We start from the raw sequence: 26,119 nt of genomic DNA, 5'->3' as shown, positions 1-26,119 counted from the left end.
GGTTCCTAACGCCCATTTGCATCAATCCATCCCCGGATTCATGACGTCTGTCTGCTGGGCGACGCCCTCCCAACTAAGTCTTCCGCTCGATCGCGGCGACCCATCCCTTCGGGGAATCAGTATACCACCCGCTCCGGGTGAGACACGCTTGATGATCGTGAGTTTTCCGCCGGATTCTGTCATGGCGGATCCGTCCTTCGACCCGATCGCCGCCGACGCCGAGCAGCGCCAGCATTTGCCTGGGCTTGCCGAGCTCTTCGAGCGGGAGGCGCCCGGGATGCACATGACGGTAACAGTGGACTACGACATCGTGCTCGACGGCGAAATCTGGCTGGAACTCGACGACGGCGCGGAGGTTCATCTTCGAAAGGGGGATGTCGCCGTTCAGTGCGGCACCCGTCATGCGTGGCGCAACAAGAGCACGTCGCCAGCAACCATGGCTTTTATTCTGATTGGCGCGACACGGGCCTGAGGCCAGCGTCGGCGACCAACGTCCGATCAAGAACCGGATTTATACGAGATTGCGCCAACTGGGAGGAGCGCGACGATGGATTACGATTGTCTTATCGTGGGCAGCGGGCACGGAGGTGTTCAGGCGGCGGCCTCCCTTCGCCAGCATGGTTTTACCGGCTCGATCGGCCTTGTCAGCGATGACCGCGATCTGCCCTATGAGCGCCCCCCTCTGTCCAAGGACTATCTGGCTGGGGCAAAGCCTTTCGAGCGCATTCTCATTCGCCCACCCGAATTTTGGACGACACGGAACATCGATCTCCTTCTCGGAAACGAAGTCACCAGATTGGACGCTACGGAAAAACGCGTTTTTTGCGCAAATGGTGCCACCTTCGGCTATGGGCGCCTGATTTGGGCGGCGGGAGGACGGCCGCGCAAAATGACCTGTGCCGGCCATGACCTTCGCGGCATCCATTCCGTGCGCAATCGGGCTGACGTCGATTTGATCATCGATCAACTCGCCAGCGTCCAGCGCGTGGTCGTCATCGGAGGTGGCTATATCGGGCTTGAGGCGGCGGCGGTTCTGAGAAAGCTCGGCAAGGCAGTTATCGTCCTGGAGGCGATGGACCGCGTTCTTGCGCGCGTAGCGGCCGAACCCCTCTCTCGTTTCTACGAGAAGGAGCATCGCGATCACGGTGTCGATATCAGGTTGGGAACGGGTATTGAGAGCTTTGTTGGGAACCATGGGCGCCTGAGCGGTGTGCAACTGACGAATGGCGAAACACTGGCTGCTGACATGGCAATCGTCGGGATCGGCATTCTGCCGTGTGTATACCCCCTTGTTGCCGCCGGTGCCACAGGACGCAACGGCGTCGACATAGACGACCATTGCCAAACCAGCCTCGCCGACGTGTATGCCATCGGTGACTGCGCGCGCATGGTCTCCGGCCATGGCCTGCGGATCGAGTCTGTCCAGAATGCGAGCGACCAAGCCATTACTGTGGCGAAAGCGTTGTGTGGCGAGCCGGTGCCCTACAGCGCTGTTCCCTGGTTCTGGTCAGAATCAATACGATCTGCGTCTTCAGACGATCGGGCTTTCGAGCGGATACGACCAGACTGTTGTTCGTGGTGAGCCGAACGACCGAAAATTCAGCGTCGTATATCTACGCAAGGGTGTTGTGATCGCGATCGACTGCGTCAACGCGGTGAAAGACTACGTCGAAGGCCGCGCCCTTGTTGAGGCACGAGCGCGTATCGCTGCGGATATTTTGGCGGATAGCCGCGTCACTTTGAAATCGATGGCGAACAGCTGAATTGGCGTCACTGCCGCGTGGTGTGTTTCGCGGATTATATGGGAGGATCGAAATGTCTACATTTACAGTCATCACGCGCAGCGGGCAGGTCATCCCTGTTGAGGGACGGCTCGGCGTGTCGGTCATGGAGCATATCCGAGACGCAGGTCTGGACGAACTTCTCGCGCTCTGCGGCGGTTGTTGCTCCTGCGCTACCTGTCATGTCTATATCGATGACGACATAGAGGCGCGCCTGCCGAAGCTTTCGAACGATGAGGACGAACTACTCGACAGTTCGGATTACCGGAAGGCCCAATCGCGCCTCTCTTGTCAACTTCCATTCACCCCGGACCTCGAAGGTATGATCGTCATCCTGGCGCCGGAAGATTGATTGGTATCGACGCAACCTACGACTTCGAAAATCGCAAGTCCCTTGCAAGGAATCACCGGTGCAGCAGAGTATATTCATACCCTTGGAGACATCCGCCGGTGAGAGCCGTGTTGGCGGCTCGCCCGACAGCGTCAAGAAGCTGAAGACGCTGGGTTTCGACGTCGTCGTTGAGGCGGGGGCCGGCACCTTGTCGCGTATTCCCGACAGCGAGTTCGAGAAGGCTGGTGCACGGATCGGGTCAGCGGCAGATGCCGCGAGTGCCGATGTCGTGCTGAAGGTGCGGCGTCCGTCGTCCGCCGAGGTCGCGGGCTACAAGTCCGGCGCCGTCGTGCTGGCGATCATGGATCCCTATGGCAACGAGCAGGCGCTGGACGATATGGCGAATGCCGGCGTTTCCGCCTTTGCGATGGAACTGATGCCGCGCATCACCCGGGCGCAGTCGATGGACGTGCTGTCGAGCCAGGCCAATCTGGCCGGCTACCAGGCGGTGATCGACGCAGCCGCCGAATTCGACCGGGCCATGCCGATGATGATGACGGCGGCAGGCACCGTTCCCGCAGCCAAGGTCTTCGTCATGGGCGCCGGTGTCGCCGGTCTGCAGGCCATTGCCACCGCCCGCCGTCTCGGCGCCGTCGTCTCCGCCACTGATGTGCGTCCGGCCTCGAAGGAACAGGTCGCCTCGCTCGGCGCCAAGTTCATCGCGGTCGAGGACGAGGAATTCAAGGCGGCCGAAACTGCCGGCGGCTATGCCAAGGAAATGTCGGCCGCATACAAGGCCAAGCAGGCCGCGCTGACGGCCGAGCATATCGCCAAACAGGACATCGTCATCACCACCGCGCTGATCCCGGGCCGTCCGGCGCCGCGGCTGATCACCCGCGAGATGCTGAAAGCCATGCGGCCCGGCTCGGTCGCCATCGATCTCGCCGTCGAGCGCGGCGGCAATGTCGAGGGGGCCGTGGCCGATCAGGTGGTCGAGATCGAGGGCGTCAAGGTCGTCGGGTATGTCAATGTGCCCGGTCGTATCGCAGCGTCGGCGTCCGCACTTTATGCCAAGAACCTCGTCACCTTCCTCGAGACCATGGTCGACAAGGACACCAAGGCGCTCGCCCTCAATCTCGAGGACGAACTGGTCAAGGCGACGATGCTGACGCATGGCGGCACGATCGTGCATCCGAGTTTTGCGCCGGCGCCGCTGGCAATCGCAGCAACAGCTTAAAAAGATTGGAGAGGGCGATGCCGGCACTTCGGGGAGAAGTGCGGCCGCCCAAGGGAGATGTTTGATGGCGAATGAGCTTCTCGACAAGGCGATCGGCGACCTCGACCGGGCGGTCGAAGCGGTGCGCACGGCGGCCGAATATGTGCCGGATGCGGCCGGCAATGTGGTGCACGGGCTGTCGGGCGGTGCAATCGATCCGTTCGTCTTCCAGCTGGCGATCTTCGTCTTGTCGATCTTCGTCGGCTATTACGTCGTCTGGTCGGTGACACCGGCTCTGCACACGCCGCTGATGGCCGTCACCAATGCGATTTCCTCGGTCATCGTCGTCGGCGCTCTGCTGGCGGTCGGGATCTCGGCGTCCGGCCTTGCCACCGGCTTCGGCTTCGTGGCGCTGATCCTCGCCTCGGTGAACATCTTCGGCGGCTTCCTGGTCACCCAGCGCATGCTCGCCATGTACAAGAAAAAAGACAAGTGAGGCTGCCGTCATGAGTGCCAATATCGCAGCCTTCCTTTATCTGGTCTCCGGCGTCCTGTTCATCATGGCGCTGCGCGGCCTGTCGCATCCGACCACCTCGCGCCGCGGCAATATCCTCGGCATGGTCGGCATGGGCATCGCCATCGTCACGACGCTGCTGCTGGCGACGCCGTCCTTCGGTGGCTTCGTGCTGATCGTTCTCGGCCTTGCCATCGGCGGCGGGGCAGGGGCCTATATCGCCCGCTCGATCCCGATGACCTCGATGCCGCAGCTGGTGGCCGGCTTCCACTCGCTGGTCGGTCTTGCCGCCGTGCTGGTCGCAGCCTCCGCACTCTATACGCCGTCCTCCTTCAGGATCGGCGAGATCGGCTCGATCCATGCGCAGGCGCTGGTCGAAATGGCGCTCGGTGTTGCCATCGGCGCCATCACCTTTACCGGCTCGATCGTTGCCTTCCTGAAGCTCGACGGCCGCATGTCGGGCAAGCCGATCATGCTGCCCTTCCGGCATGTCATCAATATCGCGCTTCTGGCGCTCATCGTCTTCTTCATCGTCGGTCTGGCGGCGTCCGAAAGCCATTTCGACTTCTGGGCGATCGTCATTCTGGCCCTGGCGCTCGGCGTTCTGCTGATCGTGCCGATCGGCGGCGCCGATATGCCCGTCGTGGTCTCGATGCTGAATTCCTATTCCGGCTGGGCGGCTGCCGGCATCGGCTTTACGCTCGGCAATCTGGCGCTGATCATCACCGGCGCGCTGGTCGGCTCGTCGGGTGCGATCCTGTCCTACATCATGTGCAAGGGCATGAACCGCTCGTTCATCTCGGTCATCCTCGGTGGTTTCGGCGGCGATGCGGCGGCGGCTGCCAGCGATGACGGCGTGAGCCGTACCGTCAAGCAGGGCTCTGCCGACGATGCCGCCTTCCTGATGATGAATGCCTCCAAGGTGATCATCGTGCCGGGTTACGGCATGGCGGTCGCCCAGGCCCAGCATGCCGTGCGCGAGCTTGCCGACAAGCTGAAGGAAAACGGCGTCGAGGTGAAATATGCCATTCATCCGGTCGCCGGCCGCATGCCCGGTCATATGAACGTGCTGCTTGCCGAAGCCAATGTGCCCTATGACGAGGTGTTCGAACTCGAGGATATCAACTCTGAATTCGCCCAGGCCGATGTCGCCTATGTCATCGGCGCCAATGACGTCACCAATCCGGCGGCGCGCGACGACAAGACCTCGCCGATCTACGGCATGCCGATCCTCGATGTCGACAAGGCCAAGACCTGCCTGTTCGTCAAGCGCTCGCTCGGTTCCGGCTATGCCGGCATCGACAACACGCTGTTCTACAAGGACGCGACCATGATGCTGCTCGGCGATGCCAAGAAAATGACCGACGATATCGTCAAGGCCATGGTGCGTTGATGTTTGAGTTGCGGCTCCTAACTGGGGAGAATTTAGATTCCGCGCGCGGATCGGCGTACATACTAAGGTCAAGCGAAGCGACTTCGGCATGAAATCGGCGCTTGGCATGATCGGCGATGAAGCTCGACTCTATATCGAGACGGCTGCTTGATCCGCCAGTCGCAACACCCTCTCCAGCGCTCCCCTCGTGATGCCGTCGCAAATAGAATCCTTCGCAGGGTCAAATGCAGATTTTTGTGGTATCTGAAAACTAAATGGTATCTACGTCTCACAGGGAGTTCACTACGACGAATAGCGTGCGAGGGAAGACTTGCAAAGAAGAGCGGATATGAAGCCAAATAAATTGGCTATTGATCGAACAGCGGAGCGCGGCACCGATCCAGACAGGCTCGCGGAGATTCTTTCGAGTTCTAGTTCGCCGGTCACAGTCGAACCTATGGGGACAGGTAGGCTGTCGTTCGACTGTCGCGTCGTCACCCTGGGGGAAATGGCTTTTATTAGCGCTGCCTATGAAGGGCAGATGCGAAACACGAGGCAAGCAGCGGGTGATAAAGTCCTAATCGTATTTCCGCATCAAGGTGTCGCAACCATTAGAGGGACTTCGCAAGACTTGGTGTCCGCGCCAGGGAAGGGGGTCATTATGGATTCGGCCCACAATACGGGCTTCAATATATTTGAGCGGCGTCATCACCTCGTTGCAACGCTAGGGCATGCCGAGCTACGCAGTCGCCTTTCTAACCTTCTTGAAACCTCGGTTAGCGAAAATTTCTTATTTCATCCGGAAATTGATCTCACTTCCGGTCCAGGATTTCTGCTGCATCAACTAGCCGATCTTATGTATAGAGGACTGTCCAGCGATACCTCTCCGCCCCCGCTCGCATTGAGGAACTTGTCAGACGCTTTTTTCAATCTTGTACTCTACTCTCTGCCTCATTCATTGTCTGCCCGCCTGGGGGCCGGGGTGCCAACCGCATCGCCTCGCCACGTTAAGAGGGCGATGGACTTCATGCGGGCTCATCTATCCGATGAAATTACATTGGAGCAGATTGTGATTGCCTCTGGGGTGAGCGCGAGATCGCTACAAGATGGTTTCCGACGATTTAAAGGGACAAGCCCGATGCGATACTTGCGCGATCTCAGACTGGAGGCGGTTCACCACGAGCTAAAACATGGGGCTTATGTACAAACTGTATCTGAAATTGCTTTGGCCTATGGGTTTGTTCAGTTGGGGCGTTTCGCCGCCGATTATCAAGCAAGGTTTGCAGAACTCCCCTCCCAAACACTTCGGGCAAAATACTAATTAAAATGCGATCAGCGTGCCTTCAAGCGAGGGGGAAGCTCGGTCCAGCCTCACTTGCGACTGGCACGGACGGCATACAAGTAGTTAAGCTCGGCTCATCCGAACGGGCAAGGCCCTCTGGCGTGTAAAGAATGGCGCCCCCATTGAGTCGCTGTTGGCAGCCTGCGGACGGCAGAAGCGATCTGACGTACTCACTCACGTGGCGCATGATGTGGGCGACTATCGCCTCCCTCGCGGGATGGAACTCCAAATCCTGTGCGCGATCTTCGGTTTCTCGGAATTTGGATACAATTATTTCACGAATTATCAATATATTCAATAAGTTAATATTATAGGCTAGTATGGTCTGGCGTTGTAGAGCTGATTCTCCCTATGCTCTGGAAATGTTGCGATGAGCCCGCCCAACCGTTGTTCACTCACAAGAGGAACCAGGCCCCGTCACTTGGCCAAGGATTCCCAAAGTGAGGCAGCCGAAAGGTCGAGCCGCAGCAATATTTTGATGTCGAGCTTCGTAGCGTCATTCCGTGTCGGACTGTGGACTGTCCCGCCATCGGCTGTGCCTTGTCTGCTTGGCATTGGTTCCTCTATTTGAGATTGCTGCACACACATCTTGCACTGCGACGAAGGCCATAGGCGAATGTCCAATCAAATCTTCAGCGCGGCATCGCTGAAGATTTGTCTTTGCATTCATGCTCTCCGGTTTCAGGAGGAACACCTCAACTCGATGACCATGAAACCGTCAGCAGCCCACTCTGATATGTCCCGAGACGCAGTAATATCTGGTGTGAACCGTTCCGCGCTCACCAAGCGAGTTCAGGGTTTCTGAAATGGAACTCTGCTCTCGAGGGCCGGTGAGCTCTCGGTGAATGTACATCTGACGCAATTCTCATGCGAAAATTGCACGCTTTATGCGTGCGGTGCGATTCTGCACCAAATCGTTAACCATCACCACTACTTTCATCACCGTTATCAAGCGCGGCTCACGTGAGCAATTGGTTTGCTCTGTAGGAGTAAATTCACGGCGGCACGCAAATTTCGAAGAACATTAGCGAGAGGGCGTACAGTGAAAAGACCGAGCATCAAATTGGCAATGATCAGCATTTTCGTCTTACTTGGATCCTTGGTCGCGGCGTTTGGCTATGCTTCTATCGAAGGCCTGCGGACATTGAACAAATCGACTGAGGAATTTAGCGAACACTACCTTCCAAGCGTCCATCAAGCGCATGAGATCGCTCAGGCCCGTTTCGAGTTGGGAATTCTGCTTGCCAATCATGTGATGCAGCAGACACAGGAGCAAAAAAAAACTGCCGAAACGATAGTATGGGCGGTCGAGGCGAACCTGCTTCAGCAGATTAAAGCATATGAACCGCTCATAGCAACCGCGCAAGAAAGAGAGATCTTCGAGAGGCTTTTGGCGGCGATCAAAAAATATGATGTCCCCGTGCGCAGGATGATGGACCTCTCCTATGCGGGAAAGGGCCAGGCCGCTGCCGACGTATTTGGCACGGAGCTCAAGGCTATTGCCGACGAAATGAGCAATAATGCCGCGGAACTAGTGAACGTGGCCACATCAGGCGGCAAACGGGCACAAGAACATAGTATTGCCGTCTATGATTCGACTCGCAACTTCACCGTGGTCATTCTCCTACTCAGCCTGTTGATGGTCGGTGTCGCGGCTCTCTTCGCTGTGTTCGGCATCGCCGATCCAATTACTCGGATCACCGGTGCAATGCGCAATCTGGCTTCTGGCAATACTGGCTTGGAAATCCCCTTCGCAGAGCGAACGGACGAGATCGGCGCTATGGCGGGTGCAGTGGAAGTGTTCCGCCAAGGCGCAATCACCAGCGAGCGCCTAGAGCGGGAAGCCAAAGCAAACCGCGAGGCGGCAGAGGCCGATCGTACAGCAATGCAGCAGGCCGCAGAGGCGGACGCCGCCGAGCGGATGAAGATCGCAACCTCTGGGATCGCGGACGGCCTGAAGCGACTTGCCGCCGGGGACCTCGCCTTCCAATTGGATGAAACGTTCGCACCAGACTTCGAGCCCTTGCGTCACGACTTTAACCAGTCTGTCAGCCACCTTCGTGGGGCGCTTTCGGCTATCATCGACAGTATTTCGACTATGGACAGCGGTACACGGGAAATCGCCTCGGGCGCCCAGGACCTAGCAAGGAGGACAGAGAATCAAGCCGCATCGCTGGAGCAAACCGCTGCCGCGTTGGATCAGATCACAGCAAATGTAGGTTCATCGACAAAGCTTACCGAAGAAGCCCGCACTGTCGCAGCACACGCCAACCAGAGCGCCGCTCAATCGGCCGAGGTTGTCTCCCATGCTGAAGACGCGATGCGCCGAATAGAAGAGAGCTCACAGCAGATTTCCAACATTATCGGCGTCATCGACGAGATCGCATTTCAGACCAACCTATTGGCGCTTAATGCCGGCGTCGAGGCGGCGCGGGCCGGCGATGCAGGCAAGGGCTTTGCCGTCGTAGCCCAAGAAGTGCGAGAACTGGCGCAGAGGGCGGCTAGAGCTGCGAAGGAAATCAAAGGGCTAATCCGGAATTCATCGACCGAAGTAGAGAGTGGCGTCAAGCTGGTACGTGATACCCGTGAGGCGCTCCACACCATCGGCGGGTTCATCGGCCAGATTAACAGCCATATGGCTTCAATTGCTGCATCGACCAACGAGCAGGCGACCGGGCTCTCGGAGGTTAATGCTGCTGTTATCGTGATGGATCAAGTCACCCAACAGAACGCTGCGATGGTGGAGGAGTCGACGGCTGCGGCGGCCAGCCTGGCGCTCGAGGCGACCAAGCTTCGTGGCTTGGTCGCGCCCTTCAGACTCGGTGGCGTTGACCGGCAGCTTCGCTCCGTCGGTGAGGCTGATCGATCGGTGGCCTCACCAGCCCGTCTTCTTGGCAAAAAACTTGTAAGCGCGTTCGGCGGTAGAATTTCCACTGCTCCCGTTACCAACGAATGGCAAGAGTTTTGACGGCGCGGCTCGCCGGCATCGCGAATAGTGGTATCCGAATATTGCATGTTCCTGCCGACGAGCCTTGCTTTCAATTTGCTGGCAACGCCCTCTGCGCCGCGCCCATTCTTGATGGCGCCTAAAACCGGATTGGTGGGGTTCTGGGCAATACTTCGCAACGCTGATGTTCCATAAGATAGATTATGCGATACGTTATAACATAACTAGCGATTGATGAAGACGGGATTTCGGGCTCCCAGCCTCCTCCCGGGCGCCTCGGCAGCCGTCGCACAGGTCTCGGCGGCAGCCACTTTTTCGAGGGCATCGCCGTCTCGGCTTCTACCGAGATTTCAGTGCTGGCGTCCGGTACCAAACCTGCCGCCGACTGCGGCGCAACTGAGTGCGATTTTGTCATGAATGAATGGATACTTTCGCCCCTTGAAAAGACCTGCCTTCGGTGGATTTCTCGAGGCAGGACCGTCGCCGAAATTGCTTCGCTTGAAGGCAAAAGCGTCGCCTTTATCGAGAACTGCCTGCAAAGTGCGTTGGTCGCGCTGAAGGCAAAATCGATAGAGGAGGCACTTCAGAAAGCCGACCTCGGTCAGTCCGATTGACTTGATAGATTTCTGCCGGCGCTCTTGGAGCGAGCTTGAAAACGGGAGCGATCTTGCTGCCCAGAGCAGCAGGAAGCAACTGGCACAAGAGCGATGGCCGTGCGCAGAACCTGCGTCACCAGACGAAGTAAGCCAATCCCGCTTGTCTGTGATGGCGTCCTGGCCCCAACGCCGGATCTTCCACGATCAACCCGTAAAGGGTCCGCTAGCAAGCTGCGGCCGCTTGGCTTTGCCTGCGCGGTGATCGCGCCCGTCGCCGGGCCTTTTGAGGAGCCATCGAGCGGGAATTGGCCCGCTCCGAATGGAGCCTCTCATATGTCGCACGATCTTTCGCTCGCTCAGTCCCACGCATTCCAGCTCTCTCGCGACCTGATGGTCCCGGTCACTCTTTTCTCGGTCGACGGCGAATACGGCGTCCTCCCTTCGGACGAGATCGACGCCGATGACGATCTCGAAATCGTCCATGAGTTCTTCCCGTGGCCGGCTCATTGAGCCGGCGTTGTGCCTTCGGCCTGCCGCTCGCGAGCGGCAGGCCGCAAGGGAGGCTTTGCCGCGGCCGGGCATTGCATGATCCGACAATTGTCAACCGCGCCCTTGCCGCCTTTGCTCTTCGCGGCTGGTGGAAGTGCGCCCGCGAAATGACGGGCAAGGAAGGCAAAGAGGAAAAAGCATGAACAGAAAGGATATAGAGACGCTACGCGACCAGGTGAGCTGTGCTGCCGTTCTTGAGCATGCGGGCTTCGCCATCGATGCGAAGGAGAGTACCCGGCGGGCGGTCAAGTTTCGCCGAGGCAGCGAGATTATCATCGTCACCCATAAGGGGCGCGGATGGTTCGACCCGCTCAGCGATGCGAAAGGCGATGTGTTCCGACTTGTCGAACATCTCGATCATGTAGGTTTTCTCGAAGGCGCCGGGAGGGTCGCCGACCTCGTCGGTTTCGCAATCACGGAACCGGAATGGCACGCGCCCAGGCCTGATTACAAACAGGACCTTTCTCTACCCGAGCGTTGGCAGGCACGCCGCCGTCCGTGGCCTGGTTCATCGACCTGGGCTTATCTCGACACTGCGCGCTTCCTGCCGGCTACTTTGCTGCGCGCTGCGATCAGGCAAGACCGCCTCCGTGAGGGTCCCCATGGCAGCATGTGGGCAGCGCATACGGACAATGGGGGAGCAGTGACCGGCTGGGAGGCGCGAGGGCCTGAGTATCGGGGCTTTGCCTCCGGAGGAACGAAGGTTCTCTTCCGTCTGGGGCCGGACACAGCATTGCGCCTGGCCGTCACTGAAGCTGCGATCGACGCCATGAGCCTTGCCGCCATCGAGGGGCTGCGTGATGGAACCATGTATCTCAGTACCGGGGGCGGATGGTCGCCGTCAACGGAGGCGGCGCTGCGGCAGTTGGCCTCGCGACCCGATGCTCTCCTCGTCGCTGCGACCGACGCCAATCTCCAAGGAGAGATGTTTGCCGAACGGTTGCGGGCGCTCGCTCACGAAACCGGCTGCGACTGGTCGAGGCTCCGCCCGCCCGAGGAGGACTGGAACGAGACCCTGAAAATAAATGAGAAAGAAAAACGGGAAAGAAAGGAAGGCGGCGTACCGCATTCGCGCCGCCCTCGTCAAGGGAAGCTTCGCCCGGCGGAGCCGGCCCTTGACCCGGCCGGCCGCGATGCCGGCGGCCCGGAAGGTGTCATGAAGGACTGAAGAGGATGGCAAGGTCGGAAGGACAGTGCTGCGCTTCGGTCCGGAACCATCTCAAAGGAGCCGCAGATGAATCCCTTTCCCGCAATCCGCAAGGTCTTCCAGGGCGTGGCCTCACGCCAGCAAATGTTCAAGATGTTTGATCGGCACGCCCAGCGTCCGAACCGTTGGGACGGTGATGCCTCGCCGCTTTATGCCGGCGAATGGTTTGAGATCGGCGAGGGCGAGCATGACTACATGTTCGAGATCCTTCCACCGCTCTGGATCCGCGGCGCGATGTTTGCGATGCGCGAGTTTCTAACCGGTTCCGTGACATCCGTGTTCTTCGCCTTGCGCATCGATGGCGCCATTCGACATTTTCATGGCTATTGCGACCTCTCCGACGGGCAAGCGGTCGAGCGCATGCGCGTGGCAATCATCGAGCGTGAGAGCCGGCCCGTGCGCGCCATGACGCGCGCGGAACGCCTGGAACATATCTGGAGCATCACGGCGGACGACTATCGTGGCTTTGCCGGCGATAGCTGGGAGGAAGCCGCGCGCGGCAAGCGCACAATCGTGCTCTACGGCGGCAAGACGGGCAGCACGTCAAAACTGCTGGACGATCTGAGCGACGACGAGGTCGCAACCAAGCTACCGGTGCAACTGCGCCACTTCCCCTCGCCAATCGCCGCGTGAAGGAGGTACACCATGCTTTCCTTCCCGCTCACATCCGTCCGCGAGGTGATCGCCCGCGGTCGTGCCGATGCGGAAGCCCATGGTGGCTTTCGTAATCCCTATTACGGCCTGCGCCCTGGCAAGGACGAAAAGCCGGGCCTCTGGCTCGTCGGAGACCAGGGGGTCTACCTTCTCTCGAACGGCAAATTGCCAGATGGTGCCAAGCCTTTGGTCGTCTATGCCGAGGAATGCGATCCCCGCACCAATGATGACTGGTTCGACGTCAAACGCCGAACTTTCGGCGGCGATGACGGCGTCGATTTCATTGGTGCGGAGCTGCTGGAAGCCATGATGGCTGCTGCTCCGGAAGCGACGCACCTTCATATCGCATTCCTCCAAGACTCGATGCAGCTCACCCTGGTCGGGAAGTCCTAGGCAATTCGCCACCGGTCCGGCCGGTTTGGCCATCAATCCCTAATCCTGAGTGTCCTTCAGTCCCGCAAGTAGCTCCCGCGGGGTGATGATGCTCGCCAATTCCCGAGGATAATTTCATGAGCAACGATCCCTTCACTCTCGACATGTTCGGCAGCAGCTCGCTGTCGTCTGGCCTCGGTGTCACAGCGTTCGGCGGCTTCGATACGGTCGCGGCCAATGACGACGACCCCGAACCGCCGCCGTCCTCTCCCGCGCCGGCCTTGCCGAGCGCGACGATAGAACGTCCGGCGCCCCGGCGGCAGGGCAACCGGCGCAACTTCTACCTCGACGATGTGGATCGAGACTTGGCCGTATCCTGGAAGGATCGCGCCCGCGTCAATGTTGCGGCGATCCTGATCGCGAACAATATAGAGAAGCAGGATCGACCGGCCACCCAGAAGGAGCAGGCGCAACTCGTCCGCTTCACCGGCTTCGGCGCCTCGGATCTGGCGAACACGATGTTCCGCCGCCCTGGCGCGATCGATTTCCGGACCGGCTGGAGTGAGCTCGCCGGCTCGCTCGAAAGTGCTGTTTCAGATGCTGACTACGCGTCGCTTTCCCGCTGCACGCAATATGCCCATTTCACACCGGAGTTCATCATCCGGGCAATCTGGTCGGGCTTGCAGCGCATGGGCTGGCGTGGCGGCCGGGTGCTCGAGCCCGGTGTCGGTACGGGCCTGTTTCCAGCTCTGATGCCGGCGGCGTTGCGCGACACGTCCTTCGTCACCGGCGTCGAACTCGATCCGGTCACCGCCCGCATCGTCAAGCTGCTGCAGCCGAAGGCGCGGATCATCAATGCAGATTTCGCCCGCACAGATCTGGCGCCGATCTACGATCTGGTTATCGGTAATCCGCCATTCTCCGATCGGATTGTTCGCTCTGACCGGACCTATCGCTCACTCGGGCTTCGGCTGCACGACTATTTCATCGCCCGTTCGATCGACCTGCTCAAACCCGGCGCACTCGCCGCCTTCGTCACCAGTTCCGGGACGATGGACAAGGCGGACGCGACAGCGCGCCAGCACATCGCCAAGACCGCCGACCTGATCGCCGCGGTTCGATTGCCGGAGGGCAGCTTCCGCCGCGACGCCGGCACGGATGTCGTGGTCGATCTTCTCTTCTTCCGCAAGCGCAAGATCGGCGAGCCGACAAGCGATCTGGCCTGGCTCGATCTCGAGGAGGTGCGGCCCGAAAGCCAGGACGAGGGCGCAATTCGCGTCAACCGCTGGTTCGCACGGCATCCTTATTTCGTCCTCGGCGATCATGCTCTCACCTCCGGACCCTTTGGCGAAACCTACACCTGCCGGCCGCGTGCAGAGGAAGACCTGCAGGCGACTTTGCAAGACGCCATCCGGCGCCTTCCCGGAGGCCGCTATGACGACGAGCCGACTGCAATCGACATCGACCTTGAGGATGAGCTCGGTGAAATCGTCGATCTGCGGCCCGAGAACCGCCAGGTCAGGGAAGGCAGCTTCTTCATCGACATCAGGCGCGGTCTCATGCAGATGGTCGACGGATCTCCGCAGGCGGTGAACGTACGAAAAGGGCGATCAGGCGAAGGTCTGTCCGAAAAGCACGTCGGCATCATCAAGAAGCTGATTCCGATCCGCGATGCGGTGCGCGAGGTGCTGAAGGCTCAGGAACAGGATCGTCCGTGGCGGGATCTGCAGGTTCGCTTGCGCATCGCCTGGTCGAGCTTCGTGCGCGATTTCGGGCCGATCAACCACACCACGGTCTCGATCAACGAGGATGAGGAATCCGGCGAGGTGCGCGAAACCCACCGCCGTCCGAACCTGCAGCCGTTCCTCGACGATCCCGACTGCTGGTTGGTCGCTTCGATCGAGGATTATGACCTCGACACCGATACGGCGAAACCGGGCCCGATCTTTTCCGAACGGGTCATCGCGCCTCCTGCCCCGCCGGAGATCACCAGCGCCGCGGACGCGCTCGCCGTCGTGCTTAACGAACGCGGTCGCGTCGACATCGAGCATATCGCCGAACTGCTGCACAGAAATGCCGATGCGGTCGTCGACGAACTCGGCGACGCGATCTTCCGGGATCCCGCGGACGGCTCCTGGCAGACCTCGGATGCCTACCTCTCCGGGGTGGTCCGTACCAAGCTGGCTGTGGCCGTAGCTGCCGCCGCGCTCGATCACGTCTTCGGGCGGAATGTTCGCGCGCTTCAGGCGGTGCAGCCCGCCGATCTTCGTCCCTCCGACATCACCGCGCGCCTCGGTGCGCCGTGGATACCGGCGAACGACGTCGTGGCGTTCGTGAAGGAGATGATGGGTGCCGAGATCAGGATCCACCATATGCCCGAGCTTGGGAGCTGGACCGTGGAGGCCCGGCAGCTTGGTTATAGCGCCGCCGGCACATCGGAATGGGGCACCAGCCGCCGCGATGCCGGCGAGCTGCTGGCTGATGCGCTGAACAGCCGCGTTCCGCAGATCTTCGACATCTTCAAGGATGTCTGTGGCGAGCGGCGTGTTCTGAACGTCGTCGATACCGAGGCCGCGCGCGACAAGCTGCAGAAGATCAGGCAAGCCTTCCAGAACTGGGTCTGGACCGATCCAGATCGCACCGACCGCCTGGCGCGGGTCTACAACGACCGCTTCAACAATATCGCGCCTCGCAAATTCGACGGCTCTCATCTGAAACTTCCCGGCGCCTCTGGCGCCTTCGTTCTTTATGGGCACCAGAAGCGCGGCATCTGGCGGATCATCTCGTCCGGCTCGACCTATCTTGCGCACGCCGTCGGCGCCGGCAAGACGATGACGATGGCGGCCGCAATCATGGAACAGCGCCGTTTGGGGCTGATCGCCAAGGCAATGCTGGTTGTGCCGGGCCATTGCCTGGCGCAGGCGGCGCGCGAGTTTCTGGCCCTTTATCCCAATGCCCGCATTCTCGTCGCGGACGAGACGAATTTCACGAAGGACAAGCGGGCGCGCTTCCTGTCACGCGCGGCGACTGCCACCTGGGACGCAATCATCATCACGCATTCGGCGTTCAGGTTCATCGCCGTGCCCTCTGCCTTCGAGAGCCAAATGATCCACGATGAGCTGGAACTCTACGAGGATCTGCTGACCAAGGTGGACGGCGAGGACCGCGTCTCGCGTAAGCGCCTCGAGCGCTTGAAGGAAGGCCTGCAGGAACGTCTGGAAGGGCTTGCGACCCGCAAGGATGATCTGCTCACCATCGCCGAAATCGGTGTCGATCAGATCATCGTCGATGAAGCGCAGGAGTTCAGGAAGCTCTCCTTCGCGACCAACATGTCGACTCTGAAGGGTATCGACCCGAACGGCTCGCAGCGCGCCTGGGACCTCTATGTAAAGTCTCGCTACATCGAAACGAAGAACCCGGGCCGCGCCCTGGTGCTTGCTTCCGGCACGCCCATCACCAACACACTCGGCGAGATGTTCTCGATCCAGCGCCTGCTCGGCCGCGAGGCTCTCGCCGAACGCGGCCTGCACGAATTCGATGCCTGGGCGTCCTGCTTCGGCGATACCACGACCGAGTTGGAGATCCAGCCGTCCGGCAAGTACAAGCCGGTCAGCCGCTTTGCGAGCTTCGTCAATGTCCCCGAACTGATCGCCATGTTCCGGGCCTTTGCTGATGTCGTCATGCCTGCGGATCTCCGCGAATACGTCAAGGTGCCGGATATCTCCACGGGTCGACGCCAGATCCTCACAGCCAAGCCGACGCCTGCCTTCAAGGCCTATCAGCAGATGCTCGACGCCCGAATCAAGGCGATCGAGATGCGCGAGGGCCGGCGCAGCCCGGCGACGATATCCTGCTCTCGGTGATCACCGACGGCCGCCATGCGGCGATCGATCTTCGCCTCGTCATGCCGGCCAACGACAATGAGGAGGCCAACAAGCTCAATCTCCTCGTCCGCAATGCCTTCCGGATCTGGAACGAGACGAGCGACGACACCTACGTCCGGCCGGACGGAAAATCCTTCGATCTGCCGGGCGCCGCGCAGATGATCTTCAGCGATCTCGGAACCATCAACGTCGAGAAAACTCGCGGCTTTTCGGCCTACCGCTGGATCCGTGACGAGCTCGTGCGGCTCGGTGTTCCCTCGTCCGAAATCGCCTTCATGCAGGACTACAAGAAGACCGAGGCCAAGCAGCGGCTCTTCGCCGACGTGCGGGCCGGTCGGATTCGATTCCTGATCGGATCGTCGGACACGATGGGAACCGGCGTCAACGCCCAGCTCCGGCTCAAGGCGTTGCACCACCTCGACGTGCCGTGGTTGCCGTCGCACATCGAACAGCGCGAGGGTCGCATCGTCCGGCAGGGCAATCAGCACGATGTCGTCGACATTTTCGCCTATGCCACTGAGGGCAGTCTCGACGCTTCCATGTGGCAGAACAACGAGCGAAAGGCCCGCTTCATCGCCGCCGCGCTGAGCGGAGATACCTCGATCCGCCGGCTCGAAGACCTCGGTGAAGGGCAGGCAAACCAGTTCGCCATGGCCAAGGCGATCGCCTCCGGCGACGAGCGGCTCATGCAGAAGGCTGGCCTTGAAGCCGATATCGCGCGGCTGGAAAGGCTGCGCGCCGCCCATGACGATGACCAGTACGCGGTCCGTCGGCAGATGCGCGATGCCGAGCATGACATCGAGGTCTCGACCCGGCGCATCGGCGAGATCGACCAGGATATCGAGCGCCTTGTTCCGACAGGCGGTGATGCCTTCGCGATGACCGTGCTGGGCAAGGTCCACCATGAGCGGAAGGAGGCCGGTCGCGCGCTAATGAAGGAAATCCTCACGCTCCTCCAGCTCCAGCAAGAGGGCGAGGTACACCTGGCATCCATCGGCGGCTTCGATCTCGCCTACTACGGCGAGCGCTTCGGAAAGGGCGATGGATATCGCTACGCCACCACGCTCCAGCGCACCGGCGCTGCCTACGAGATCGATCTTGCGGTCACCGTCACCCCGCTCGGCGCCATTTCCCGCCTCGAGCACGCGCTCGACGGTTTCGAAGAAGAGCGGGAGCGCTATCGCCACCGTCTCGATGAAGCGCGCCGGCGGCTTGCCTCCTACCGCACTCGTGAAGGCGGCACCTTCGCCTTCGCCGACGAACTTGCGGAAAAGCGCCGACAGCTTCGCGACGTCGACGATGCTCTTGCAGCCGCGTCCGCTCAGAACGACGACGCCCCGGCGCAGGCTGCTTGATCCGGCGCAGCGGTTTTGATGCAACGCAGCATTTGCATAGCTGCGTTGCACAATATTTACTTTCCTTCTGATCGAAATTTGAGCATAGTGCTCACAGCTGATGCACATGGCGGATTTCCTCCCAGTGCCGCCGCAGCAGCTGTTCCCCTCTGGAGGTTTAAATTACCTTCACATCTAAAGGGCCCGAGTTTTCTCGTGGCCCTCTTTTTTTGTCCTGATTTCCACTTGTCGATACGACGACCCTGACGTTCGCGTCGCCGGCGCCCTCACCGCGCTCAGGAAATCAGCTCGACACGCTCGATCGTTTGGATCAACCGCGCTCTCGCATCTTCCGGGTGGTTCAGGACAGTCACGACGTCGGAGAGGCTTGGATCCTTCAAAAAGTGTGAGCGGCAGCGTCGCGAAGGAAGGAGGACAAATAGAAGGAAGAGGGAAAAATAAACCGGTCGCAGACCGGTCCGACCGTCGTCGCTCGCGCTCAACCGCTGCCTCCGCATCCCGGCCCCTCGACCTGCGCAGGGCTGTCAGCCCCGCTTGTCCTTCGCAGCAGGGACGCTCGGCCGCAGTTGCGCCGGCCCGCCCGCCCTGCGGTCCGGGAGGTGTCTTCGAAAGAAATGAAGACAGGAAGGACCGGCAAGAGAGCCGCGTCCCGCATCCCGGAGAAGGAAAATCCCATGCACATCATGAAGGTCGATCCGCGCTCGTTAAAAGACAACCCGGACAACACCCGCCAGTCCAAATCTACGCCCCAAGCCGATGCCCTGTTACTCGCCACCATCAAAGCCGTCGGCATCATCCAGCCGCCTGTTATCTTTCCGGAGGTCGGTGGCGGGAACGGCTACGTCATCGAGGCTGGCCATCGGCGCACCCGCATGGCGATTGCCGCAGGCCTCGAAGAGATCGAGGTTCTCGTCGTCGAAGCCGCCAACGACAATGGCGCCATGCGGTCGATGGTCGAGAACATCGCCAGGGAACCCTTGAACCCGGTTGACCAGTGGCGCGGCATCGAACGCCTGATCGCACTCGATTGGACCGAGGAAGCAATTGCAGTCGCGCTTGCCCTGCCCGTCCGGCAGATCCGCAAGTTGCGGCTGCTCGCCAACGTCTTGCAGGCAATGCTCGACCAGATGGCTCTCGGCGACATGCCGAACGAGCAGCAGCTTCGAACGATCGCGGCGGCACACCTCGATGAGCAGAAGGAAGTCTGGAAGGCGCACAAGCCGAAGAAGGGCCAGCCTGCCACGTGGTTCCAGATCGCCAACGCGCTGAGCAAGACCCGCATGTATGCAAAGGATGCGAGCTTCGGCGACGATCTCAGGGAAGCCTACGGCATCGAATGGATCGAGGATCTGTTTGCCCCTGCCAATGAGGACAGCCGCTATACCACCAACGTCGAAGCTTATCTCGGCGCCCAGCAGGAATGGATGACGAACAATCTGCCCAAGAAGGGCGTGATCGCCGAGGTTACGCAATGGGGCGAGGCGAAGCTGCCGCAGAAGGCAAGTCGCGTCTACGGCAAGCCAAGCAAGGGCGACCACACCGCCATGTATCTGGATCGGAACGGCAAGGTTCAGACCGTGCACTACCGGATGCCGGAGGAAAAGAAGACCGGGGGCAAGGGAGCGCTCGTTGGAGGTGGTGCCACCGCTGGTGACGATGTGACCGACGCGCCGAAGCAGCGACCTGATGTCACGCAAAAGGGTCACGACATGATCGGTGACCTCAGGACCGACGCACTGCACGAGGCGCTGGCCCGCGCACCGATCGAGGACGATACGTTGACGGCGCTCCTCGTTCTTGCCTTTGCTGGTCTGAACGTCCGGGTTGACTCCGGGGCAAACGACACCGTCTTCGGTCCGAAGCGGTTTGCGCGCCATGCGGCTCGACTGCTTGGCGGCGATGGCAAGCTATCCTTCGACATCGACTCTTTGCGGGTTGCCGCCCGTTCGATGCTGGTCGATGTGCTCTCTTGCCGACGCGGCATGTCGAACAGTGGTATCGTCTCGCGCATCGCCGGCGAGGCCATCGGTGCGGATGGATATCTCCCGAACATGGGCACGGAGGACTTCCTGCTATGCCTGTCGCGGCAGGCGCTTGAGGCGTCGTGCAAGGATACCGCGGTTCTGCCGCGCCCGAAGGTCCGCGAGACCCGCGCCGCCCTCGTCGAGCACTTCAAGGACGGGCATTTCGTCCATCCGGCAGCCCTGTTCGCTCCCGATCCGAAGGAATTTACCGGACTGCTCAAGCAAGGTGAGATCGTCGAAGAGGAGGACACCGTCACCTCCAACGAAGCGACGGATCGTCTTGTAGACGAATTTGCAGGCGTCAGAGATACCGGCGACGCGGCCGATCTCGCCGTCGCCGATCCGCAGGTCCGTGACGACGCGTCCGACGAGGACGACGCCGCCTACGGGATTGCGGCCGAGTAGCCACCCTCCCCTTTTCATCCGATCGACACCCCGCCGCCGGCCATCACCGGCGGCGGTCTCGTTTCCATCAACAGCAGAGTTTCAAGGAGATATCTGATGTCTGCGTCCCTGATCTATGACCTAGCTCCGATCGGCTCTATCGTCGCCTGGTCCGACGGCAACCCTCGCCCGCCCGAGCGTTTCAAGAAGAAGCTGGCTGCCTGGCAGACCCGAAACAGCAGCGGCCGCCTGATCCGCAGGCAAGGTCCTCGCCAATCCGGCAACGACGCCTCGCCGGGGTATTTCACGCTGCATGAGGCGGATTTCGGCGGCAGGAACACCGTCGTCATGCGCATTCACCGAACGTTCGGTCTCGATTCCAAGCTGACCTTCAAGGTTCTGGAGCGCCCCGCGCTCGGTTCTATCCGCGTCTTCGATCGCGCTGGTGCGAACGCGGAGCTCGTCCATCTCGCCGACAATCGCGAAGCGGCCGCGGCCTGGCTGAAACAACACGGATACCCGAACGCTATCCTCGAGGAGGTGACCGCCGACGAGGTTGCGGCTGCTCATGTCGAAGGGAGGGCAGCGGCATGAGCGCGCCCGATATTTGGCACGATACAATCTCGGCTGCGGATGATTTGGGCGTGGAATTCGGCGTCAGTGCTGACGGCTTTCCGGTCGCCCGGATCGCCAATACCCTCCTGGCAATGGTGCCGGCGCGTGATGGCGCCAGCTTCCTCGCCAGCGCCTCGCGGATCGTCCGTCCACTTTCAGAGCTGACGCGGGAGGATTTCCACGGTCACGAAGGCCGCCTCAACGATGAGGCAGCGTTTCGCACGCGTGTGTTCGAGACCGCGCGGCACAAGCGGGAACTTTCCGATCTCGGTCGGATCCAGACCCGCATTGCAGCGAATACGCCATGGGGTCCGTCGCAACTCGCGACCATCTATGCCGAGGGGATCGTCTCCCATATGACGGCCGGCCATGGCGGGTTTCATCTGTCGGCCGAGCGGAATCTGCGGGTGTCTTCCTTATTGCGAGAATCCTCGCCCTGGTACGAGGAGGATGCCGAATGGGCCATCGTCGCTCATAGCTTCCCGGACCTGTTCACGGCCTATGAGCGCAAATGCGCCGAGGAGACGATCCGCAACAACTGGCCATCCGTGTGGGAGGCGATCCACGGTCGCGAACTGGTGCCCGGCCAATCCTGGGCGAAGGACCGGGAAGTTTTCGAGGCCAAGCATGCCGGGGACTGGATCGTGATCTCCGCGATCTTTTCCAGCCACCATGCCGACATGACGGAGGTGGTTGCCACGCGCGGCGGCATGCGGGATCACCGTGCCGTCGAACGCCGTTTTCTCGTGCCGAGCTGCGAATACGCAACCCGCGGGCCGTTTGGCTTCGTCATCGAAGAGCGGCGACACGCTGTCTATGACGGCCCTTCGGACTTCATCGGCTGGCGGCAGCGGAGGACCGGAGCATGAACCCGGTCAATCCGTGGGTGCTCCTTTCACGTATGGAGGTGGCGCGGCGCGAAACGCGCCATCACCTCGATCTCGTCCATCGGCAGATCTGTGCGCGTGCCGAGCGCCTGGCCGTCACCGAAAAGGCAAAAGCCAGGAACCGCACGCACAAGCGCTCCGGCTCGCGATGGAGCCGGTCCGATGAGGTGCTGTTTCAGGATCACGTCGATCGCCTGTCATTCGAGCGTCGCGGAGAACTTGATACACTCACCCGAAAGCTCGAGCGTCAGGATCGCGCCATCACCACCTTGCGACTGAAGCTCGGCGAAGCTGCTTGGCGACAAGCCGTATGAGAGGCGGTCGCCGGCGGCGTACTGGCGGAGTGCACATCCCGCGTGTCCGGCGAGGGTCTTTGCGAGGATGGCCATCGGTTTCGGCATTCGGTTTCGGGGTGCAAGTTCCAACCACGTGCCGGCCTGCCCTTCGTGTTCGTTGCGGTCTGAACCCGCGGTCGGTCGTTTCAAGGCCGCTGTCGCGCCGCGGGGCGGCCAGGACAGCCTCACTTCGCAAAGCGGACCCGCGTCCTGCGCAGGGTGTCCCCGCTTGGCCGCAGGCCAGCTCTGCTTGCTCAGCCGTCCCGGACCTGTGAAAGCGCCCGTCTCTCGCCGGTTCCTTTTGACCGCACCGAAGGGCAGACCGGCACGGGCCGGAGCCGCTTTGGACGAAACCGAAGAAAGGAAACCGACATGACTAAGCCCGCGACATCCAACCGCTCTTCCTCTCGCGTCGTGCAGCTCCGCAAGGGCGCCACCCTCGAAATGGTCCGCCTCACCTGCCCCGATAGCGCGCAAGCCCTCAAGATCGCCGAGAGCTTCGGGACCGCCGTGGTCGACAGCGACGGAATCCGCGATGAGCATGAGCGGATGATCACTGCGAGTTCGGCAAGCCTCGCTGAAGGTCTCGGCGAGAAAGCGATGCAGATCCATCTCCAGCGCATCGTCGGCGCTTTCGTCGGATCAGCGCATGGTGCCGGTCAGTTCTACTCCCGCGCGGTATCGGAGGCACGCGATGCCACGGCCAAGGCATCGAACGATGCCCGGGACGAGGATCTCGATGGCCCGGTCGGATATGACAGCGCCGCTCAGCGCAAGCGCGAGTTCGCAGCCGACATGGGCGTTCAGGCCCATGCCCTGCGGATGGCCGCCGAGGGCGCGGTCGTGGCCTACGAACAGGTGGTCGGTGAGACCTGGAAGCCGTTCGATCGCCCGGTCGACAATCCGGGCGCTTCACTTGACCGCAAGGCGGCCGATGCGCAAATGGCGGCTCTCGGCTGAAGCCATCAGGCGGGACATCGGCCCCGCCCTCCTTTTTTATTCCGGCTTGCATCGGCCGGCTCCACTTAGGGGCCGGCCTTTCTGCATGTCCATGCCCGAAGCTAGGGAAAGGCGGGGAAAGGAGTTGAGGAGACGGCCGATCGCGGCCCGTCCCTGTCGCTGGTCCTGCAGGAGCCGGCCTGTCGCCGCAACGGCTTCGCCGTCCTCCACGCTGTTGCGGCCGTTCCGGTGCCCTCCAGGCCATTGCGCTCCTGCCTTCGGACCTCCGCGACGGGCCGCGATCGGCGCTGCCCCGGAAAAGGAGGTTTTAGACATGAGCAGGAAAGCCGAAGGCGAGCGCGCCGACATCTATACGAGGATTACCGACCGTATCATCGCCGATCTGGAGAAAGGGGTTCGTCCCTGGATGAAGCCTTGGAATGCCGCGAACACCGAAGGTCGGATTACCCGGCCGCTAAGGCACAATGGTCAACCCTATTCGGGCATGAACGTACTCCTCCTATGGTCCGAGGGGATGGCGAGAGGGTTTACCTCTCCGATGTGGATGACCTTCAAGCAGGCGCTGGAGCTCGGCGCCGCGGTTCGCAAAGGCGAAACCGGCTCGACCGTCGTGTTCGCCAGCCGCTTCACCAAGGCGGAGACCGACCGCAACGGCAACGATGTCGACCGGGAAATTCCCTTTCTCAAGGCATATTCCGTTTTCAACGTTGACCAGATCGACGGATTACCGGACCACTACTACCATCGTCCGACGCCAGCCCTCGATCCGGTTGAGCGGATCGAAAATGCCGATCGCTTCTTCCGCAACACGGGCGCGGTTATCCGGCATGGCGGATCGCAGGCATATTACTTGCCGGTGACCGACCACATCCAGATGCCGCCGTTCGAGACCTTCCGGGATGCGGCTTCCTACGTGGCCACGCTCAGCCATGAGGCGACCCATTGGACGGCGAACCCGAGGCGAGTGGGACGCGATCTCAGCCGCTACGCGAAAGACAGGAGCGAACGCGCTCGCGAGGAACTCGTCGCCGAACTTGGCAGTTGCTTCTTATGTGCGGATCTCGGCATCGCCCCGGAAATGGAGCCGCGGCCGGACCATGCGTCTTACCTCGCCTCGTGGCTAAAGGTCCTATCCGACGACAAGCGTGCGATCTTCCAGGCTGCGGCGCACGCCCAGCGCGCTGTCAGCTTTTTACACGGTCTCCAGCCCGTTCAGGTCGATGACAGAGCGGTTGCGTAGGAGAGGCGTTAAGGTCGGTCGCTGTCGCCCGCGGCGGCCGACAGCACCCTCGGATTTCCTTCCGGTTGCATGTCCTGATCGGATGTGAGGTCCATCTTTCCCCAGATCGATGTTTTCCGGTCGCTGGCTTTGGGCTTTCGGGACTGCTTGATTTCAACGATAAACGGCTTTGTCTGCTGACGCATAATTCCTCCAGGCGACGAATCGCGACACGACGATATCGCGTCGATAGGCGGAAGCAACTCCCCACCGGCTGCTGTTCACGTCGATTTCGCCACCCCCACGGAAAGACAGGGCAAGAGTTTGCCGGTGCAATGTTCCGGCGCGACAAGGTGTAGGCGAGGGCTGCCATCGTCATGTTCCTCCCATCGCAGTCATGGGCCACGTCCTTTGCGGGCTCGATGAGGCATGTCTGACCGGAGAGCGGCTTCGCCTCGATCGTCCTCCCGCAACGGCCGTCCGCAACTTTCTTCCCCTGGCGGCTCCGCCGCCATTCCTCGCGCGTCAACAAAGTTGCTCCCGGCCGCCCTCCATTTCATTTCGGCCCCTAGGGGTGCGGTCCGATCGTCCCCGGTCCTTGCGACAGCCATCGAGGCCGCAATGGCGCGGCCCGAAACGGCAAAAGGAACTTGGACAATGGCTACCATCGGCACCTTCACCTCCACTGAAAACGGCTTCTCCGGCTCGATCCGCACGCTCGCCCTCAACGTCAAGGCCCGCATCGCTCGCGTCGAAAACCCCTCCGACAAGGGTCCGCACTTCCGCATCTACGCCGGCAATGTCGATTATGCTGAGACGGTGATTATGCGGAGTGCCGGTCGCTGAAGGCCGGATTCCCGGCGGTTGTAAGGGATTTTGCTCCGCATAATCCCGGTGGGATTGAAGGTAGCGCCCCGCTTTGAGCGGAGCGCCTTGGTTCTGGTCAGCGAGACCAGATGAGCTTGTGCTCGCCCTTGTCGCCCTGGACGAGGGAGGCGTAGACGGGCGCCGTGAAGGACGGATCGTCGAGCTTGAGCGAGAGGTATTCGGCGCCCGTTTCGCGGGCTGTCCGGCTCCAGCCTGCTCCGAACTCGACACCCGTTGCTGTGACCCGGAAGTCGGGTGCGCGGTCGTTGTCGCGGTCGCAGGGCTTGATGGATGCCTTGACGTTGAGGGTGAGGGTCTTGATGATCCCTGCATAGGTGCCGGTTTCGTCGCGGGTGAAGGTGCCGATCTGAGCCATTGTCGTATCTCCTGAGGTTGTTCGAAGCTGCCCGATGCGGCCTCGATGGCGGTCGAGAGGCGACGGATTGGACGGACTGCATCCGCAGGACCGCAGCATCAGCGAAGGACGGCGGCAGCCGAGCTTGTTGGCTCGCGAGGAATGACCGCTTGCGGTCAGGGGAAGAAGGTCGGCGGAGCCGTTGCAGGCCAGGGCCGGTCCGGTGCCAGACCAGCCCCAAAGAGAGGCCGTATGGGGGGCTTTCGCGCCGTCAGCAGAATGACGTGATTGATCGGCGCCGTCTCATCCGCATGATTAGCCGCCGCCTGGGCCATCATCCCTCCCGTCGACCC

Annotated in this window: 21 protein-coding genes and 2 pseudogenes; 22 read left to right on the top strand and 1 reads right to left on the bottom strand. The window is 61.0% G+C overall.

The window, feature by feature from the left end:
• The first annotated feature begins 148 nt into the window (after positions 1-148).
• The 22 genes and pseudogenes from RBH10_RS24525 to RBH10_RS24420 form a co-directional block, all read left to right on the top strand.
• Positions 149-472 (top strand): cupin domain-containing protein, encoded by a 324-nt coding sequence (locus RBH10_RS24525; RefSeq protein WP_306181006.1) that lies wholly within the window; start codon positions 149-151, stop codon positions 470-472.
• A 75-nt stretch (positions 473-547) separates the two neighbouring features.
• On the top strand, positions 548-1,582 hold the full coding sequence (locus RBH10_RS24520; RefSeq protein WP_306181005.1) for an NAD(P)/FAD-dependent oxidoreductase: 1,035 nt from the start codon (positions 548-550) through the stop codon (positions 1,580-1,582).
• Positions 1,467-1,763, top strand: coding sequence for an oxidoreductase C-terminal domain-containing protein (locus tag RBH10_RS24515; protein ID WP_306181004.1), 297 nt, complete (start codon positions 1,467-1,469; stop codon positions 1,761-1,763). The genes RBH10_RS24520 and RBH10_RS24515 overlap by 116 nt, the downstream gene beginning before the upstream one ends.
• A 52-nt stretch (positions 1,764-1,815) precedes the next feature.
• Complete coding sequence (locus RBH10_RS24510) at positions 1,816-2,133, top strand: 2Fe-2S iron-sulfur cluster-binding protein (RefSeq protein ID WP_281039477.1); 318 nt, start codon at positions 1,816-1,818, stop codon at positions 2,131-2,133.
• A 58-nt stretch (positions 2,134-2,191) separates the two neighbouring features.
• Positions 2,192-3,349, top strand: a complete 1,158-nt coding sequence (locus RBH10_RS24505) for a Re/Si-specific NAD(P)(+) transhydrogenase subunit alpha (protein WP_281039476.1) — start codon at positions 2,192-2,194, stop codon at positions 3,347-3,349.
• 64 nt (positions 3,350-3,413) lie between these two features.
• Positions 3,414-3,824: an NAD(P) transhydrogenase subunit alpha gene (locus RBH10_RS24500; RefSeq protein WP_068954325.1), complete on the top strand. Its 411-nt coding sequence runs from the start codon at positions 3,414-3,416 to the stop codon at positions 3,822-3,824.
• 10 nt (positions 3,825-3,834) lie between these two features.
• Entirely contained in the window at positions 3,835-5,235 is a 1,401-nt protein-coding gene (locus RBH10_RS24495) for an NAD(P)(+) transhydrogenase (Re/Si-specific) subunit beta (RefSeq protein WP_281039475.1), read from the top strand.
• A 328-nt stretch (positions 5,236-5,563) separates the two neighbouring features.
• Complete coding sequence (locus RBH10_RS24490; protein WP_281039474.1) at positions 5,564-6,535, top strand: AraC family transcriptional regulator; 972 nt, start codon at positions 5,564-5,566, stop codon at positions 6,533-6,535.
• Between the two features lie 1,090 nt (positions 6,536-7,625).
• Positions 7,626-9,524 carry a HAMP domain-containing methyl-accepting chemotaxis protein gene (locus tag RBH10_RS24485; RefSeq protein ID WP_281039473.1) on the top strand — a complete coding sequence of 633 codons (1,899 nt, stop codon included), beginning with the start codon at positions 7,626-7,628 and terminating at the stop codon, positions 9,522-9,524.
• A 392-nt stretch (positions 9,525-9,916) separates the two neighbouring features.
• A complete protein-coding gene (locus tag RBH10_RS24480; protein ID WP_281039472.1) occupies positions 9,917-10,117 on the top strand; it encodes a LuxR family transcriptional regulator in 201 nt (66 codons plus the stop codon).
• Positions 10,118-10,432: 315 nt separating this feature from the next.
• The gene (locus RBH10_RS24475; RefSeq protein ID WP_037126275.1) at positions 10,433-10,609 is read left to right on the top strand and encodes a hypothetical protein; all 177 of its coding nucleotides are present in this window, start codon (positions 10,433-10,435) and stop codon (positions 10,607-10,609) included.
• A gap of 178 nt (positions 10,610-10,787) precedes the next feature.
• Positions 10,788-11,816 (top strand): DUF3991 and toprim domain-containing protein, encoded by a 1,029-nt coding sequence (locus RBH10_RS24470; protein ID WP_281039471.1) that lies wholly within the window; start codon positions 10,788-10,790, stop codon positions 11,814-11,816.
• A gap of 66 nt (positions 11,817-11,882) precedes the next feature.
• On the top strand, positions 11,883-12,488 hold the full coding sequence (locus tag RBH10_RS24465) for a DUF1419 domain-containing protein (protein WP_281039470.1): 606 nt from the start codon (positions 11,883-11,885) through the stop codon (positions 12,486-12,488).
• Positions 12,489-12,500: 12 nt separating this feature from the next.
• Positions 12,501-12,902 carry a DUF3085 domain-containing protein gene (locus tag RBH10_RS24460; protein WP_281039469.1) on the top strand — a complete coding sequence of 134 codons (402 nt, stop codon included), beginning with the start codon at positions 12,501-12,503 and terminating at the stop codon, positions 12,900-12,902.
• Positions 12,903-13,018: 116 nt separating this feature from the next.
• Positions 13,019-18,120, top strand: a pseudogene (locus tag RBH10_RS24455) (Eco57I restriction-modification methylase domain-containing protein).
• 674 nt (positions 18,121-18,794) lie between these two features.
• Positions 18,795-20,549: a ParB N-terminal domain-containing protein gene (locus RBH10_RS24450; RefSeq protein WP_281039467.1), complete on the top strand. Its 1,755-nt coding sequence runs from the start codon at positions 18,795-18,797 to the stop codon at positions 20,547-20,549.
• A 96-nt stretch (positions 20,550-20,645) separates the two neighbouring features.
• Entirely contained in the window at positions 20,646-21,122 is a 477-nt protein-coding gene (locus RBH10_RS24445; RefSeq protein WP_281039466.1) for a hypothetical protein, read from the top strand.
• Positions 21,119-22,012 (top strand): hypothetical protein, encoded by an 894-nt coding sequence (locus tag RBH10_RS24440; RefSeq protein WP_281039465.1) that lies wholly within the window; start codon positions 21,119-21,121, stop codon positions 22,010-22,012. The genes RBH10_RS24445 and RBH10_RS24440 overlap by 4 nt, the downstream gene beginning before the upstream one ends.
• The gene (locus RBH10_RS24435; RefSeq protein WP_281039464.1) at positions 22,009-22,344 is read left to right on the top strand and encodes a hypothetical protein; all 336 of its coding nucleotides are present in this window, start codon (positions 22,009-22,011) and stop codon (positions 22,342-22,344) included. Before RBH10_RS24440 ends, RBH10_RS24435 begins: the two co-directional genes overlap by 4 nt.
• Positions 22,345-22,737: 393 nt before the next feature.
• Positions 22,738-23,325 carry a hypothetical protein gene (locus tag RBH10_RS24430; RefSeq protein ID WP_281039463.1) on the top strand — a complete coding sequence of 196 codons (588 nt, stop codon included), beginning with the start codon at positions 22,738-22,740 and terminating at the stop codon, positions 23,323-23,325.
• 313 nt (positions 23,326-23,638) lie between these two features.
• Positions 23,639-24,565, top strand: a complete 927-nt coding sequence (locus tag RBH10_RS24425) for an ArdC family protein (protein WP_281039462.1) — start codon at positions 23,639-23,641, stop codon at positions 24,563-24,565.
• A gap of 636 nt (positions 24,566-25,201) precedes the next feature.
• Positions 25,202-25,351, top strand: a pseudogene (locus RBH10_RS24420) (DUF736 family protein); the annotation flags it as partial.
• 136 nt (positions 25,352-25,487) lie between these two features.
• On the opposite strand, the gene RBH10_RS24415 reads toward RBH10_RS24420, so the two are convergent.
• Positions 25,488-25,787 (bottom strand): DUF736 domain-containing protein, encoded by a 300-nt coding sequence (locus RBH10_RS24415; RefSeq protein ID WP_047525429.1) that lies wholly within the window; start codon positions 25,785-25,787, stop codon positions 25,488-25,490.
• Positions 25,788-26,119: the final 332 nt, after the last annotated feature.

Source organism: Rhizobium sp. AN73 (assembly GCF_030757975.1).
GTDB lineage: Bacteria > Pseudomonadota > Alphaproteobacteria > Rhizobiales > Rhizobiaceae > Agrobacterium > Agrobacterium arsenijevicii.
The sequence above is the reverse complement of the archived record's forward strand: the minus strand, read 5'-3'. Positions and strand labels throughout refer to the sequence as shown.

What these genes read in the sequence shown, in the direction of transcription:
- RBH10_RS24450 (WP_281039467.1), top strand. Translation starts at nt 18,795, where the DNA reads ATGCACATCATGAAGGTCGATCCGCGCTCGTTAAAAGACAACCCGGAC.
- RBH10_RS24440 (WP_281039465.1), top strand. Translation starts at nt 21,119, where the DNA reads ATGAGCGCGCCCGATATTTGGCACGATACAATCTCGGCTGCGGATGAT.
- RBH10_RS24460 (WP_281039469.1), top strand. Translation starts at nt 12,501, where the DNA reads ATGCTTTCCTTCCCGCTCACATCCGTCCGCGAGGTGATCGCCCGCGGT.
- RBH10_RS24480 (WP_281039472.1), top strand. Translation starts at nt 9,917, where the DNA reads ATGAATGAATGGATACTTTCGCCCCTTGAAAAGACCTGCCTTCGGTGG.
- RBH10_RS24470 (WP_281039471.1), top strand. Translation starts at nt 10,788, where the DNA reads ATGAACAGAAAGGATATAGAGACGCTACGCGACCAGGTGAGCTGTGCT.
- RBH10_RS24415 (WP_047525429.1), bottom strand. Translation starts at nt 25,787, where the DNA reads ATGGCTCAGATCGGCACCTTCACCCGCGACGAAACCGGCACCTATGCA.
- RBH10_RS24485 (WP_281039473.1), top strand. Translation starts at nt 7,626, where the DNA reads ATGATCAGCATTTTCGTCTTACTTGGATCCTTGGTCGCGGCGTTTGGC.
- RBH10_RS24430 (WP_281039463.1), top strand. Translation starts at nt 22,738, where the DNA reads ATGACTAAGCCCGCGACATCCAACCGCTCTTCCTCTCGCGTCGTGCAG.
- RBH10_RS24495 (WP_281039475.1), top strand. Translation starts at nt 3,835, where the DNA reads ATGAGTGCCAATATCGCAGCCTTCCTTTATCTGGTCTCCGGCGTCCTG.
- RBH10_RS24475 (WP_037126275.1), top strand. Translation starts at nt 10,433, where the DNA reads ATGTCGCACGATCTTTCGCTCGCTCAGTCCCACGCATTCCAGCTCTCT.
- RBH10_RS24445 (WP_281039466.1), top strand. Translation starts at nt 20,646, where the DNA reads ATGTCTGCGTCCCTGATCTATGACCTAGCTCCGATCGGCTCTATCGTC.
- RBH10_RS24425 (WP_281039462.1), top strand. Translation starts at nt 23,639, where the DNA reads ATGAGCAGGAAAGCCGAAGGCGAGCGCGCCGACATCTATACGAGGATT.
- RBH10_RS24435 (WP_281039464.1), top strand. Translation starts at nt 22,009, where the DNA reads ATGAACCCGGTCAATCCGTGGGTGCTCCTTTCACGTATGGAGGTGGCG.
- RBH10_RS24500 (WP_068954325.1), top strand. Translation starts at nt 3,414, where the DNA reads ATGGCGAATGAGCTTCTCGACAAGGCGATCGGCGACCTCGACCGGGCG.
- RBH10_RS24510 (WP_281039477.1), top strand. Translation starts at nt 1,816, where the DNA reads ATGTCTACATTTACAGTCATCACGCGCAGCGGGCAGGTCATCCCTGTT.
- RBH10_RS24465 (WP_281039470.1), top strand. Translation starts at nt 11,883, where the DNA reads ATGAATCCCTTTCCCGCAATCCGCAAGGTCTTCCAGGGCGTGGCCTCA.
- RBH10_RS24520 (WP_306181005.1), top strand. Translation starts at nt 548, where the DNA reads ATGGATTACGATTGTCTTATCGTGGGCAGCGGGCACGGAGGTGTTCAG.
- RBH10_RS24490 (WP_281039474.1), top strand. Translation starts at nt 5,564, where the DNA reads ATGAAGCCAAATAAATTGGCTATTGATCGAACAGCGGAGCGCGGCACC.